Annotated in this window: 16 protein-coding genes; all 16 read right to left on the minus strand. The window is 38.3% G+C overall.

What is annotated here, in order from left to right; translation table 11 throughout:
* Positions 1-15 precede the first annotated feature (15 nt).
* From LMB57_RS02170 to pduB, 16 genes are read right to left on the minus strand one after another with little or no spacing between them, the layout of a single operon-like run.
* A complete protein-coding gene (locus LMB57_RS02170; RefSeq protein ID WP_229271436.1) occupies positions 16-1,200 on the minus strand; it encodes an acetate/propionate family kinase in 1,185 nt (394 codons plus the stop codon).
* 23 nt (positions 1,201-1,223) lie between these two features.
* Positions 1,224-2,345 carry a 1-propanol dehydrogenase PduQ gene (locus tag LMB57_RS02175; RefSeq protein ID WP_229271437.1) on the minus strand — a complete coding sequence of 374 codons (1,122 nt, stop codon included), beginning with the start codon at positions 2,343-2,345 and terminating at the stop codon, positions 1,224-1,226.
* Between the two features lie 17 nt (positions 2,346-2,362).
* On the minus strand, positions 2,363-3,796 hold the full coding sequence (pduP, locus tag LMB57_RS02180; protein ID WP_229271438.1) for a CoA-acylating propionaldehyde dehydrogenase PduP: 1,434 nt from the start codon (positions 3,794-3,796) through the stop codon (positions 2,363-2,365).
* Between the two features lie 2 nt (positions 3,797-3,798).
* Positions 3,799-4,272 carry a GlcG/HbpS family heme-binding protein gene (locus LMB57_RS02185; RefSeq protein ID WP_102816762.1) on the minus strand — a complete coding sequence of 158 codons (474 nt, stop codon included), beginning with the start codon at positions 4,270-4,272 and terminating at the stop codon, positions 3,799-3,801.
* Between the two features lie 2 nt (positions 4,273-4,274).
* Positions 4,275-4,862 carry a cob(I)yrinic acid a,c-diamide adenosyltransferase gene (locus tag LMB57_RS02190; protein ID WP_229271439.1) on the minus strand — a complete coding sequence of 196 codons (588 nt, stop codon included), beginning with the start codon at positions 4,860-4,862 and terminating at the stop codon, positions 4,275-4,277.
* Between the two features lie 20 nt (positions 4,863-4,882).
* Positions 4,883-5,155, minus strand: a complete 273-nt coding sequence (locus tag LMB57_RS02195; RefSeq protein WP_003669182.1) for a EutN/CcmL family microcompartment protein — start codon at positions 5,153-5,155, stop codon at positions 4,883-4,885.
* Positions 5,143-5,646 (minus strand): PduM family microcompartment protein, encoded by a 504-nt coding sequence (gene pduM / locus LMB57_RS02200; RefSeq protein ID WP_229271440.1) that lies wholly within the window; start codon positions 5,644-5,646, stop codon positions 5,143-5,145. The genes LMB57_RS02195 and pduM overlap by 13 nt, the downstream gene beginning before the upstream one ends.
* 31 nt (positions 5,647-5,677) lie before the next feature.
* The gene (locus LMB57_RS02205) at positions 5,678-6,322 is read right to left on the minus strand and encodes a phosphate propanoyltransferase (protein ID WP_229271441.1); all 645 of its coding nucleotides are present in this window, start codon (positions 6,320-6,322) and stop codon (positions 5,678-5,680) included.
* 28 nt (positions 6,323-6,350) lie between these two features.
* Positions 6,351-6,641, minus strand: a complete 291-nt coding sequence (locus LMB57_RS02210) for a BMC domain-containing protein (protein ID WP_003669187.1) — start codon at positions 6,639-6,641, stop codon at positions 6,351-6,353.
* A 12-nt stretch (positions 6,642-6,653) separates the two neighbouring features.
* Complete coding sequence (locus tag LMB57_RS02215) at positions 6,654-7,229, minus strand: BMC domain-containing protein (RefSeq protein WP_229271442.1); 576 nt, start codon at positions 7,227-7,229, stop codon at positions 6,654-6,656.
* Between the two features lie 7 nt (positions 7,230-7,236).
* Positions 7,237-7,596 (minus strand): glycerol dehydratase reactivase beta/small subunit family protein, encoded by a 360-nt coding sequence (locus LMB57_RS02220; protein ID WP_229271443.1) that lies wholly within the window; start codon positions 7,594-7,596, stop codon positions 7,237-7,239.
* Entirely contained in the window at positions 7,583-9,433 is a 1,851-nt protein-coding gene (locus LMB57_RS02225) for a diol dehydratase reactivase subunit alpha (RefSeq protein ID WP_229271444.1), read from the minus strand. Before LMB57_RS02225 ends, LMB57_RS02220 begins: the two co-directional genes overlap by 14 nt.
* Before the next feature lie 30 nt (positions 9,434-9,463).
* A complete protein-coding gene (locus LMB57_RS02230; protein ID WP_229271445.1) occupies positions 9,464-9,979 on the minus strand; it encodes a diol dehydratase small subunit in 516 nt (171 codons plus the stop codon).
* Positions 9,980-9,991: 12 nt separating this feature from the next.
* Positions 9,992-10,699 (minus strand): propanediol/glycerol family dehydratase medium subunit, encoded by a 708-nt coding sequence (locus LMB57_RS02235; RefSeq protein ID WP_229271446.1) that lies wholly within the window; start codon positions 10,697-10,699, stop codon positions 9,992-9,994.
* A gap of 17 nt (positions 10,700-10,716) precedes the next feature.
* Complete coding sequence (locus tag LMB57_RS02240; protein WP_229271447.1) at positions 10,717-12,393, minus strand: propanediol/glycerol family dehydratase large subunit; 1,677 nt, start codon at positions 12,391-12,393, stop codon at positions 10,717-10,719.
* 24 nt (positions 12,394-12,417) lie between these two features.
* On the minus strand, positions 12,418-13,134 hold the full coding sequence (pduB, locus tag LMB57_RS02245) for a propanediol utilization microcompartment protein PduB (protein ID WP_003669200.1): 717 nt from the start codon (positions 13,132-13,134) through the stop codon (positions 12,418-12,420).
* Positions 13,135-13,186 lie beyond the last annotated feature (52 nt).

Consider the following 13,186-nt stretch of genomic DNA (forward strand, 5'->3'; position numbering starts at 1 on the left):
AACACCATCCCCATCTTATTGTTGAGTTACCTTCATTACATCACGAGCAATGATAATTTCTTCATTAGTTGGAATAACTGCTACTTTAACCTTACTATCCGCAGTTTCAATACTTAATTCATTATTCTTGTTCTTCTCTTCATCAATTTTGACTCCAAGAAAGTCAAGATTCTTACAAATTTGACTTCGAATATATGGCGCATGTTCACCAATTCCGGCTGTAAATACCAATGTATCTAATCCATCAAGATCAGTTGTGTAGGCACCGATATATTGTTGAATTGAATGTACGAATACATCTAAGGCTAATTGTGCACGTTCGTTACCATTTTTTGCTGCACTTTCAATTTCTCGTTCATCATTTGAGATACCCGAAAGTCCCTTTAATCCAGAATTTTCATTCATTATTCGGCGCATTTCATGTGAATCAATATTGAGTTCTTCTTCAAGAAAGGGAATAATTTCTGGATCAATGTCTCCACATCGCGTTCCCATTACAACACCAGCTAATGGCGTAAATCCCATTGAAGAATTAACAGATTTACCATCCAAAATTGCTGAGATGCTTGAACCATTTCCTAGATGACATGTAATCATCCGGCGAGTTTTTTCTTTTCCAAAAAGTTCTCGGGCTTTTTCAGAAACATATTGATGAGAAGGGGCGTGAAAACCATAACGCCTGATTTGGTATTTCTCATAAAATTTATATGGCAAAGCATACATATAAGCTTTTTTCGGAATAGTATGATGAAATGAGTTATCAAAAGTCACAACTTCTTTTGCATTAGGAAGGAATTTTTCAAATGCTTTAATTCCTGCTAGACCATTAGGATTATGCAATGGAGATAGTACTTTTAATTCATCAATTCGTTTTTCTACTTCTGGAGTGACTGCTACTGCATGAGTATAGTAGCTCCCACCATGTGAAATTCGGTGTCCTACACCGTAAATTTCAGATTTATCCTTAACGACGCCACTGGACATTAAAATATCAATAATCTGATCAATTGCCTCTGAGTGATTTTTCAGCGGAATTTGTCTAGTTTCACTCGTTGTGTCAGTTTTATATGAAAGCTGACTTGTCGAAGAACCAAGATTTTCAGCAGAACCACTAATTAATAGTTTCTCTTCCGGCATCAAGTAAAGCTTAAACTTAATTGATGAACTACCAGAATTAATTGCAAGTATTTTTTTTGACATCAAATCACTCCAAATAAACTAAATTAACGAATTATTGCTTCGTAAACCATCTTTAAATCATCATCTGAAGGAACTACTGGATTACCAGGGAACGTTGCATCTTTCTTTGCATTTGCAACAATAGTATCAGCTAATTCTTCAGCTTTAGCAGGATCAACGCCAAACGCTTGAAGAGTCATTGGACAATTCATTTGACGTGCCATTTCCCGAATTTTGGCAATTAGTCGCTTTACCGCAAGACGATCACCTACTCCAGGAGCAGCAATCCCGGCTTTCTTAGCAGCAATTGCAAACTTATGCAATGCTTCTTCACTGTGTTCAGCATTATATGCAACAACATATGGTAATAGCATTGTATTAGCTAAACCATGTGGAACATGGAAATTAGCTCCTAATTGGTGTGCAATCGAGTGGCAAATTCCTAATCCAGCAATATTAAATGCTGTTCCGGCAATATTTGATGCTTCGTGAACAATCTTACGAGCATCTACATTATCGCCGTGACGATAACATTCAACTAAATGTTTAGTAATTGCATCAATTGCTTCTTCTGATAATGCAACTGTGAATAAGTTTGAATCCTTAGCAACCAAGGATTCAAGTGCATGGGTTAAAACATCCATTCCCGAATATGCAGTTACACTCTTAGGAGCAGTCATAACTAGTTTAGGATCTAGCAAAGCACAATCAGGTGTTAAATAATCTTCCAAAATAGGAATTTTACGATGTTCTTTTGTATCAGAAATAACCGCAGTATTTGTAACTTCAGAACCAGTACCACTTGTTGTTGGGATAGCAATGTATTCGTTGATCTTGCACTTACCCAACTTCTCACCAAAGAAACGAATTCCTTTACCAGTATCCATGGCTGACCCACCACCAATACCAATCACAATTGTTGGCTTAAGCTTAAGGAACTGTTGAACCCCTTCCATAATCTTATCTAGTGGTGGATCAGGGACAACATCAGAAAAAATTTCACACTTATTACTATTATTAATGTGACTCTCGATTTCTTTTAAGGTATCACTACCAGGTAAGAAAGAATCACAAACTAGTAAAATCCGTTCATTATTAAGTGTCTCTAGTTCTTTCAAACTATCTGTTCCCGAATAAATCCGGGTTGGCATACTATATTTTTCCATTGGAATTATGCCTCCCATTAATACCAGTTACGTACTGAAAATCCTTGTGGTGAATTCAAACGAACTCGACGAGTAAATGTTCGTGCAGTACATGTTCCTTCACCAGTTGGTGTAGCAATTGTTAATGCTGAAGCACCTGAGTGAGCACCATTATCAGCAACACCAGTACCAACATAGGATGGACCATTGACAACGAAAATTGAACACTGCATTCTGTGCGCAGCATTGTTAATGTGCTTAAGGTTGTTAGAGTGAATAGTAGCTGTGTGATGGTTACCCTTTTCAACTTCAACAGCAGTCTTCAAAACATCATCAAATGTTGGGCAAGAAACAACTGGTAAGATTGGCATTAGCATTTCGGTCATTACCAATGGGTGTTCCTTAGGAAGTTCACAAATAATTTCAACAGGATGACCGGTGTAAGGAATATTAGCTTGGTCTAAGATGTAAGTTGCGTCCTTACCAACAAATTTACGATCAGGAGTACCATTTTCTTGGATACACATATCAGCTAATTTATCGGCTTGTTCACGATTAACTACAAAGGCACCTTCATCTTGCATCTTACGGATTAATTCATCTTTAATGTTGCTTTCTGCAACTACTTCCTTTTCAGCAGTACATAAAATATCATTATCAAATGAAGCAGACTTAATGATATTATGAGCAGCTAAATCAATATCAGCAGTAGCATCAACCATTGCAGGAGGATTACCAGGGCCAGCACCAACCGCTTTCTTACCACTGGTCATTGCTTGATGAACAACCGCTGGACCACCAGTTACTGCTAACATTGCAATGTCAGGATGCTTCATCATTTGCTGAACTGATTCAATTGTTGGTGTTTCAATGCTTACAACCAAATTATGAAGACCTGTTGCATCGGCAATAAAGTCATTCATCTTTTCAATTGTCCAACGAGTAATATTCTTTGCCCCAGGGTGAGCACCAAAGTAAAGAGTATTACCACCAGCAAGCATCATAATTGCATTAGCGATTACAGTCTCTGAAGGATTTGTACTTGGACCAACCGCACCAATAACACCATATGGTAGTCGTTCATACATAACCATTCCACCGTCACCGTTTTCTACAACCGGCTCAAGGATCTCAGGCCCAGGAGTGTTGTATAAGGCATTATTTAACTTAGCAATTTTGGCCTCTACAGTTCCCATTCCTGTTTCTTCTTTAATATCCTTAGCCATCTTTTCAATATATGGACGGAACCCTTCCTTAATGGCATCAATTACTTGTTGACGAACAGCAATTGGCTTATCACGATATACTTCTTGAGCAGCCTTGGCAGCAGCAATTGCGTCATTGACATTAGTGAAAATCCCGCGATGACCATCATCAGTAGTAACTGCAGCATTTGCACTCGAAGAGCTGGCATTATCTAGTTCTTCAGCAAGGATTTTGCGTACAGCACTTTCAATATCATTAATCTGCATATCTACTTACTCTCCTTCAAAAATTCTGCAACAGCAGCTTCACAAATTGATTGATCTTCTTCAACCAATCCACCACTAACACCGATTGAACCGATAATTTCATCGTTAATCTTCAATGGAATACCACCTGCAAAAGATGCTAACTTACCATCAAGCATTGTTTCCATCTGGTACAATCCAGCACCTGGTTGAATATCCTTGCTAATATCCTTAGTAGGCTCCTTCATTGCCAATGCTGACCATGCCTTCTTAGGAGCTAAAGTACAGCTTACTAAGTTAGCATTTGGCATATGATAGCTCATCTGTAATACCTGATCAGCCTTCATAATAGCAATTGTTACACCAACACCCAATTCATTGGCACGAGCTACAGCCGCATCGATTACCTTTTCCATTTTGTGCCGATCAAATAGATTTTTAGAAGCATTATTATTGATCACGCTTTCAACAATCTTACTAATTTGTTCCTCATTCATTCTTAACGCACATCCTTTTCTTTTTGATAACGTTTATAAATTTTTAATACGTCATCAGTTACACTATTTAATAAATCTTCATAGTCTTCATCACGCGCTACAATATATAAGAAGTCCGATAAACGGTTAATATATCTTTCGAGCTCTGGACGAAATTTTATATCTTTTGATAGTCGTACAAATAGTCGCTCTGCTCGACGACAGATTGTTCGACAAACATGAAGTTGTGCACCCGCAGTACTTGAACCAGGTAAAATAAAACTATGAACAGGTGGCAGTTCCGATGTATATTTATCAATAACCTCTTCAAGTTTTCGAGTATCTTCATCGGTAATAATCTTACTTTTATCAGTAAAATACTGCCGTTTCTCTGTCGCTATCTCACCTTGAAGGAAAAACATTTTATATTCGATCTCTTGTAAAAGTTTCTTATTACGTTTACTTTCACAAAACTTATCTGCCAAACTAATATTAGCGTTTAATTCATCAAAGGTTCCATAAGTTTCAACTCGTAATGAATCCTTAGGTACCCTTGTTCCATCGAATAAACTTGTTTCTCCCTTGTCACCACCTTTTGTGTAAATAGCCATTTCGATGCCTCCAATGCACACTACTTATCAAAACGGTCAATTATTCCAACAATCGTACAGTCATTAACGTCTCTTACTTGGTCTTCATCACGCTCTTTATCAGCACGCCTTGCACCAGCACCACGAACTATTAATACATTATCGCCAATTCCAGCATTTACTGTATCAGCGGCAACTTGTTCAAATCGAACTGGTTGTTGGTCTGAATTAATCTGTTGAACTATCATCAGCTTTTTTCCAACCAAGGATGGATCCTTTTGGGTTGCGACAACACTACCTACTACTCTCGCCATATACAATTTTCTTCAGTCCTAATCTTTATTTTAATTTTTTTATAGTTACAGATATCAACTGCCTCATCTGTAATACGTTGCTTTTGATATCTAACAAGAATCGATTTATCTGGTTTAGCAGCGATCTCTTCTCTGGTAATAACCCGATTATAACTGGCAATCACTGGCGATTCGTTATTCACAACAAACAAGATCGGCCAGTCCAAAATCATCATCCGTGGAATAAAATTAACCATCTGTTCATTAACTAAAAAGTAAAACTTAACATCATAGCTAATTCCTTCTAATACCCATTTAATCCAAGCATTAGTCTTTTCCATTGAATATAAGTCCGTTATTAACTCAATCGAAACATTTTTTAGGATAACTTTCCCGTTTTTCAAAAAAATCTGTTCACTAGGCGGGGCAACTTGATGATTAAAAGTAACTTCTACACTTGTATGCTTCCGTTCTTCTAACCGTTGCATAACCTGCTGTACTAGGTTATCCATCTATTCACCCCCTTGGTAGTTTCTTAAAAAGTTAGTTTTTCTTCTTGATAATAACTTTTCCGAAAGAATTATTGCCTAGTCCGACATTAGCAGCATTGGCTTCATCAGTATCAATGTGCATTTCCAGAACAAAGTCTTTACGAGGACGGGCAACTACATCATCAAAAATAGTTTTACGTCCACCATCGCCATCTACTTCAACCTGCATTGAATCACCGAGCTTTACGCCAAAACGCTTAGCGTCCTCTAAGCTCATGTGGATGTGTCGTTTTGCAACAATTACACCTTGGATTTCAATTTCTGCATATGGTGAGCGAACCTTAATTGAAGGAGTACCATCAAGATCACCCGACATTCTAATCGGTGCATCGATTCCTAGTGTAAAGTTTTCTGAACGGGCAATTTCCACTTGTGAGTGTGAACGGAAAGGTCCCATTAGCCGGACATGTTCAATGGTGCCCTTAGGTCCGATCAGGTCAACTGTTTGCTTTGCAGCGAAATCCGCATGTTGACGAAGTTTCTTTAGCATTTCAATTTTCTGACCAGGGAATAACTTTTGAAAATCTTCTTCCGTCAAATGTACATGGTGGTTTGAAACGCCAATTGGAACTAGGTTAGGATTAAGTGTTTCTCTAACAATTGTCCGAATAAGTGTTCTTAATTGTTCTTCATCCATACGTAATCTTCCTTTTTATTAAAATTTTCTATTCAGCGTCTGAGTCTGATCCACCTGGTAAAATCTTTTCAACTTCTTCATGTGGACGAGGAATTACGTAAGACGATACAACTTCGCCGACACCTTCAGCAGCTTGTACACCAGCATCAACAGCAGCCTTTACAGCACCAACATCACCACGAATCATAACAGTTACCAATCCACTACCAATCTTTTCTTGACCAGTTAATGTTACATTTGCAGCCTTTACCATTTGATCAGCAGCTTCAATAGATGCAACTAATCCTCGTGTTTCAATCATTCCTAAAGCGTTATTCATAGTTATTTCCTCCTACTTTTTCTTTAATTCGTTGTAATGGATACACTTCTTATGCGGCTCTCCTAATTTCCGTGGACACTTCGGATCTCCGCACATATTGCATGTGACTTCATTTTCATCAGAGTTGATATCTTGTTTATCATTAGATGATCCTGGATCTTCAACTTCATCTTTCTCATCTAATGATTGCTCAGCTTGAACACTAGATTTATCAGGATTTTCATTCTTTTCTACTTCCTCTTTTTTAGATGAGGATAGTTCAGCAACCGTTTTCTTCTCAGTAAGCTCATTATTTTGCTTCTTTTCTGGATTTGATTGCAATAAATCTGTTTTACCCAAGGAGTTCAACCCTGTTGATGGACGACCAATTACCGTTGATGTTACATATACATCAGGTAAATAGTCTTTTACAGCTTGAACTGCAACTGTTATTGCTGAAAGTTCACCAGAAACTTGTAAGGTGACCCATCCATTACCTTTTGTATTTTGAATACTACTAAGTTCAACATCTGCAGTCTTTAGCATCCGGTCAGCAGCAACAATAGCGCCAGATAATCCATTACATTCTACATAGCCCAAAGACTTCATAGTTAAATCACCTGTTTGCTATTTCCTTAAAAGGAATTCCTTTTACTAATCTCGCTGCATTTGCTCCTAAAATCCGTAATTGCTTTCTATCATCAACTGTCATATCGAATAAAGGATGCTCTTCTTTTAAGTTCTTATAGTGAACAATAAAATGATCTCCTTCAAAAGCAATTCCGACAGATAGTCGTGACGCAAGAGCTGATTGATACGCTCTTTCAACAGTACCATCTACATTAATTTTGCGAACCGAGACTGGAATCTGTTCTTCTTCAATTCCATAGAAAAGTGGCTTAGCACTATCTGGAATAGTTGTTCCATTTTCTAGTCCAACGACAATCGAGGGACGTTGTGAATCATCGTTGTTCATAACGCTTCCTTCTTTCTTCGCTATATCTTAAAATCAATCCAGTTGCAACGGCATTTCGTGGTCCTTCAATTCCACGAACGTTTCCACGACCAGCAACTAAATTGAAGTATGCTAATTCATCGGTAACAAGTTGTGGAATTTCAAAATCTAAGGCTGACCCACCGACAATTACAACAAACGGAATATCACGAATATTTCCTGTTGGACTAACATACTTAAGTGCTCGTAATGCATTAGTAACGAAGACTCGTTTCTTTGCACTCTGACGAACCAGCTTAATTTTTTCAATACTTGGATTTCCTGTTACTGGCTCATACCCATCTGGTTTAATTACTACAACTTTAGCAAATAATGAAGACGGTAATGGATCTTCAAAGAATTGAACAGAACCATCTTCATGCCGGATCTGGAAAAGATTTTCTACTTTGGCTAATGGATAACGTTTAATATCTTCTGCTAGGTGAACATCATTCAACCCCAGTTCAGAATTAATAATCATTGTTACCATATCACCAGCACCGGCTAAATGGATTGCAACAGTCTCATCTTCTTTATTAATTATGGAAGCATCTGTTGAACCTGCTCCTAGATCAAGAATTGCAATAGGTTTATCCGTTCCCGGCGTCGTAAGTGCTCCGCGAATAGCAGATTCAACTTCAGCACCACCAATTTCAACCTTAGTATTAAATTCTTTTTCAATAAGCTTGGCAATAACTTCCATTTGAAGATGATCTGATTTAACCATCGCCGCAATTCCAACTGCTGACTCATTTGAAAATTCACCAGCTAGACCACCTTGGACCTCAACCGGTACTTGAGTATCAACAGCAAGTAAATCTTGAATCGCAATCTCGTTATTTTTCTTTCCCGTAAGGTCTGCCATTGTTTGACGAACATTTTCCAACATTCCTCCAACATTGGTTCCAGATTCACCAGTTATATTGTTAATATGGCGGAAACTAGAAACTTTTTTCATAATGGCGTTAGCACCTTCAGAAACTCCAACTTCTTCTTTTCCAGTATCGCCATTAATTATGATCTTACCTGCCGGAATTACACGTGCTTTAACATCCCCAGCTGGAGTTTTAATAACAACAGCTGATCGATTCCCAATAAGGGCCCGTGAAACCGGAACAATATTCTTAGTTTCTTCTGGAGTTAGTCCAAATAATGTAGCGATTCCATATGGGTTTGAAAGTTGTGAAATTACTTGCCCGGGACCAGCCACTTCTACAGCCGCCAGCATGTTTAGCGGCACTTTATCAATCATGGCAACTTCATCAACAATCGGAATTTTATGATTTAACCGATTATCAACTAAAACACCATCATCGTTCCTTAGAATTGCTGCTGTAATTTTATAACCAGAGGCAACATACGCATTGATAAGCTTAGCAACATCTTCAAAATCAATATCTTTAGGAACTACAACAATATAGTTTTTGCTCTTATCAGTTTTCTTTAAGAGGTCAAGTAAACGAACTGTTATCCCGGCCCCTGTTCCTATACCACCTGGTGTATCAGGATTATGTCCAATCATTGTTGATTCTGTTACAACTGTTTCTGTAATAGTTTCCATTGCAACATCACCAATAACTGGCGTAGCTTCATTGATTCGGATTAAATCAATATCATCGATTGTTAGATTAGACTTATTCAGAACTTGAGTAATCGAATCCCTAATTCCGACTAGATTTTGTTTAGTACCTTTAATCCCAGTAGTAGGAGCAATACCGGAGTTAATAAAGTGAACTTGCCCACTGTCGCTTACATCTGCCAATGCAACTTCAGTGGAAGAATTCCCAATATCAACACCAATTACTTTTTCAGTTGACATATATAAAACTCCCTACTCTGACTAAAAAGCTTAATTATCGCCCTTTAGCTTCTTTCGACTTTCGTAATAATCAGCAGCTTCTTCAAACCATGCGGCACAAACGTTAGCATTATATTTATCCCGTAATTCTTTAGCAATCTCCAAAAGTTCTTGCTTAGTTGAACGGAACGGACGTAATGCATCATACATTTCAAGAACTCGTTCGTCTGGTACGCGTGTCAATTCTGCGGCCCGTTGAAGGTTCTTTTGAATAGCTGGCCGTCCAGCACTTGCAGCAATTTCACCTTGGAGCTTCAAAGCTTCTGGTGTAATCCGTAGTTCTTTAGGATCAACTTGATTATTTACCACTTTTTGTAAATTAATATCATCAAGATTATGTCCTTTTGGTGTTTTTACTAAATTACGATGCTTTTGATAAAGTGGATAATCATCGGCTGTCATTTCTTTATTAGTACTTGTGGTAGAAGTACTTGTAGAGCTATCAGAAGATGAACTATTTCCCATTTGAGCCATGATCTTTGCTACTAAATCATCAACTTCACTCATCATTATGCCTCCTTAATCAAACGTAACTTTAATTTCTTCTTCAGGCTTACCAACAACAACTTGGTGAGTTTCACGAATATGCATAATTGCTGAAATAGCTTGATAGTGAATACGAGCAAGTTGATCGTTCTTAGCTGGAACAGGTTCTGGTGATTCACCTTTAGCATACATAGCTGCGTTCTTACCAATTGCACGATAAGTTTCAGGAGTAAGCACTGGAGCCTGTGGGAATAGTTCAAGGTTTCCAAGAGGGTCTTGATCCTTTTGGTGAATAACCGTAGTACCCTTGGATTGAATACCGATAGCGATTCCTGATCCTGAAAGATGATCACCTTGAACTGCACAAAAAGCAACATCTGAAGTCCGGTATACCTTAATTACTCTTGCCTTAAGTCCCTCTTCTTCAATCCCAGCAATAACTTGACGAAGGACTTCTTTGTGAGGAATACCAGTTTCCGTTTTATCAAGAACAGTTGCAAAGGCCGGACCAACAGCAATTACAACTTCATCTTTTGAATATCCTGGTTTAGCTTCACCAACTGGTTGGAACCAATCAAGTTTCTTTTCTGGAACAGCTTTACTATTTGGTTGTTGTACTTCCTCAGTAGCGGTTGCAGTATTATCGTCTTTATTAAAATCAATCTTTGTGTCAATTTGATTAGTCTCATTCAAGACTTCTTTAACGATTTTTCGTAATAAATTTTCATCAATATCAGCCATAACAGACTACCTCCTCTCTAAAGTTCCAAGTGTTCTGGATCAAGAGCGAATGGTAAGTCTTTAATCCGATCCCATTCTTCCTTGTCTTCATATAGACGATATCCAGTACCTGGACCTTGATAATCATTCCCGTCATTTACAGCAGAAGTGATATTCCAATCTTTATCAAAGATAGAGGAAGTTTGAAGGTAATCTCCAACAACCTTTTGCTTTTGAAGGTTCAAAATTGCTTCAGCGACATCCTTAAATCCGTGGTTGTACAATGCCTTAATAATGTCAATAGCAGTAATTCCACGATCCATCATATCCTGAGCAGCCTTCATATCTGCAACCATGTCACGCTTTGGCATGTCATCATGAGTGTTAGCATAAGTTGCTGCTTCAACTTCTTCATCAGTAATCTTTGGTAATCCCAGGTCTTCAAATACAGCTTGAAGGGCTTTAGCAGCTTTGTTACGAGCTTTAATAATGGTTTCTTCTTTAACAGGATGAATACCATAATATTGACCTAAGTCACGTTCCATAACATACATATCATCGTAGTCCATAGCATCAGTGTTTGAACCAGCGAAGGTATTATCGTAGTTAGGAGTTGAGGAGTAACCAGAATTGATGTAGTCAGTACCGGCAATAAATTGACCAATAAACCGTTCAGTCCGACGCATATCGGAGTGTGAATATGCTTGGTCACAACCAGAAGCACATTCGATATCGCACATCATACATAATAAGTTTTCACCGAGAACTTCACGAATACCATTAGGAACAGCACCAGGAATTTCAATACAACTTACTGCACCATTTTGAAGTCCTTGGACACCTGAAGCCTTAGTAAGTAAAATACAACGAGCTTCAAGGTAAAGCATTGACTTACCTTCTGGGTAACCCATCAGAACTTCTGAACCGGCACCTGAAGTAAAACGCATCTTCAAGCCACGTGATGCATAACATGATGCTAAGAATCCTTTAGACCATGGAGTATCGTCACCATCGGTAAATACACGGTCAGTACCGTAAACTGAAATAGTTTCAGCATATGCAGTAAAACCACGCATACCTAATTGCAATTCAGTAGCTTCTTCAACAGAACATTGTGTCAATACACCAGGACGACCTGTTTGTGCACCAATTAAAATTGAAATAGCATTGAACGGTGCATAACGTGCCACTGCTGTTGTGGTTTCTTGTTCTGGAAATCCCCGAAGAGCAGCATCTGCAGCATCTGCAGCAATTTGAACTGGGTTATCAACAGTGTTAGTAACGTGACATTGGTTATCAGGTTTACGACGTGGACGCATCTTCTTGATAGCCATAATCATTTCACCAAAATCAAGCTTACTGATGATCTCTTCAGCTTTAGCAGGAGTCAAAGCTGATGTAATTTCAATAATTTCATCACGAGATACATTGGGATCAACGAGCATCCGTGCAATCTTAGTAGAATCCATATTCATAACTTTTTCAACGTTGTCAATATTGATTCCATACTTAGCAATGTATAAGTCAATCAAGTCAAAATCTTCAAGCTTTTTACCATCCATCTCTACGATCTTGCCATTTTCAACTTTTACACTAGGCTTAGGGTCATTAGGCCCCATCATTGCAACGAAACCTTCTTCTGGCCATTCTTTAACAAATGTATCTTGATGAATTGGGCGTTTTTCTAGTTCTTCAAATCGTTTTTGACGTTTCATAATAAAGTAGTCCTCCTTTTAGATCTACTTAATGTATGATGGGAAATCATTAACTGGTTCTTCACCAAACTGTGACAATAATTTTAATCCTACTTCACGTCCAGCCATAACAGCTTGACGAACTGCCCCTGAGTCACCGGTAATAGTTAGGCAACCTTCGTTAGAGAAGCTTGTACCATGGCTTGGTGAAGTAAAGTTAAGCGGTTCAACACCAGCAGTCTTTAAAGCCTTATCTCCCATTACAACACCGATTCCAGAAGGACAACCACAAATCAACCCAAATGCTTTTCCTTCAACTGCACCTAATCCAAGATGTGCAGCCCCTGCAGCACGAGCCGTAAATTGCAACTCAAGGTGACCTGCTTTGGCGTTATAAACATCACCAAATGTACGATGAAGATTATCAAGTGCAACCCGAATAGCTTGGCGTGCATCTGCCGGATCATCACCACCAATGATAATTAAACATCCATGGCCTCCTCCACCTTTAGTATCACGTGGCCATTCAACATCAATACATTCCATGTTAGTAGCCTTAATTCCTTCATCCATTGCCATAATTTGTGGACCAGCACCAGTACGATCACTTAAAATACCTAAAGTCTTGTACTGTTTTGTAACATGTAATTTATCTAATAGTTGTTGATCGACTCTCGGAATTACCATTCCAATTGTATCTCCAATTTCACTAGCACCAACAAACTCTGGAACAGTACTAGTAGAATTCAGAAAATCATTCATTATTTTTCCTCCTGACTATAAAAGCTCTTAACAATAAAGCTCTTAATACAGA

The organism is Limosilactobacillus secundus, from assembly GCF_020784695.1.
Lineage (GTDB): Bacteria > Bacillota > Bacilli > Lactobacillales > Lactobacillaceae > Limosilactobacillus > Limosilactobacillus reuteri_F.

Excerpts from the sequence above, each read along its gene's own strand:
- LMB57_RS02175 (WP_229271437.1), bottom strand. The coding sequence starts at position 2,345 with ATGGAAAAATATAGTATGCCAACCCGGATTTATTCGGGAACAGATAGT.
- LMB57_RS02210 (WP_003669187.1), bottom strand. The coding sequence starts at position 6,641 with ATGAATAACGCTTTAGGAATGATTGAAACACGAGGATTAGTTGCATCT.
- LMB57_RS02185 (WP_102816762.1), bottom strand. The coding sequence starts at position 4,272 with ATGAATGAGGAACAAATTAGTAAGATTGTTGAAAGCGTGATCAATAAT.
- LMB57_RS02205 (WP_229271441.1), bottom strand. The coding sequence starts at position 6,322 with ATGGATGAAGAACAATTAAGAACACTTATTCGGACAATTGTTAGAGAA.
- pduM (WP_229271440.1), bottom strand. The coding sequence starts at position 5,646 with ATGGATAACCTAGTACAGCAGGTTATGCAACGGTTAGAAGAACGGAAG.
- LMB57_RS02225 (WP_229271444.1), bottom strand. The coding sequence starts at position 9,433 with ATGTCAACTGAAAAAGTAATTGGTGTTGATATTGGGAATTCTTCCACT.
- pduP (WP_229271438.1), bottom strand. The coding sequence starts at position 3,796 with ATGCAGATTAATGATATTGAAAGTGCTGTACGCAAAATCCTTGCTGAA.
- LMB57_RS02170 (WP_229271436.1), bottom strand. The coding sequence starts at position 1,200 with ATGTCAAAAAAAATACTTGCAATTAATTCTGGTAGTTCATCAATTAAG.
- LMB57_RS02230 (WP_229271445.1), bottom strand. The coding sequence starts at position 9,979 with ATGAGTGAAGTTGATGATTTAGTAGCAAAGATCATGGCTCAAATGGGA.
- LMB57_RS02215 (WP_229271442.1), bottom strand. The coding sequence starts at position 7,229 with ATGAAGTCTTTGGGCTATGTAGAATGTAATGGATTATCTGGCGCTATT.
- LMB57_RS02190 (WP_229271439.1), bottom strand. The coding sequence starts at position 4,862 with ATGGCTATTTACACAAAAGGTGGTGACAAGGGAGAAACAAGTTTATTC.
- LMB57_RS02235 (WP_229271446.1), bottom strand. The coding sequence starts at position 10,699 with ATGGCTGATATTGATGAAAATTTATTACGAAAAATCGTTAAAGAAGTC.
- pduB (WP_003669200.1), bottom strand. The coding sequence starts at position 13,134 with ATGAATGATTTTCTGAATTCTACTAGTACTGTTCCAGAGTTTGTTGGT.
- LMB57_RS02195 (WP_003669182.1), bottom strand. The coding sequence starts at position 5,155 with ATGGCGAGAGTAGTAGGTAGTGTTGTCGCAACCCAAAAGGATCCATCC.
- LMB57_RS02220 (WP_229271443.1), bottom strand. The coding sequence starts at position 7,596 with ATGAACAACGATGATTCACAACGTCCCTCGATTGTCGTTGGACTAGAA.
- LMB57_RS02240 (WP_229271447.1), bottom strand. The coding sequence starts at position 12,393 with ATGAAACGTCAAAAACGATTTGAAGAACTAGAAAAACGCCCAATTCAT.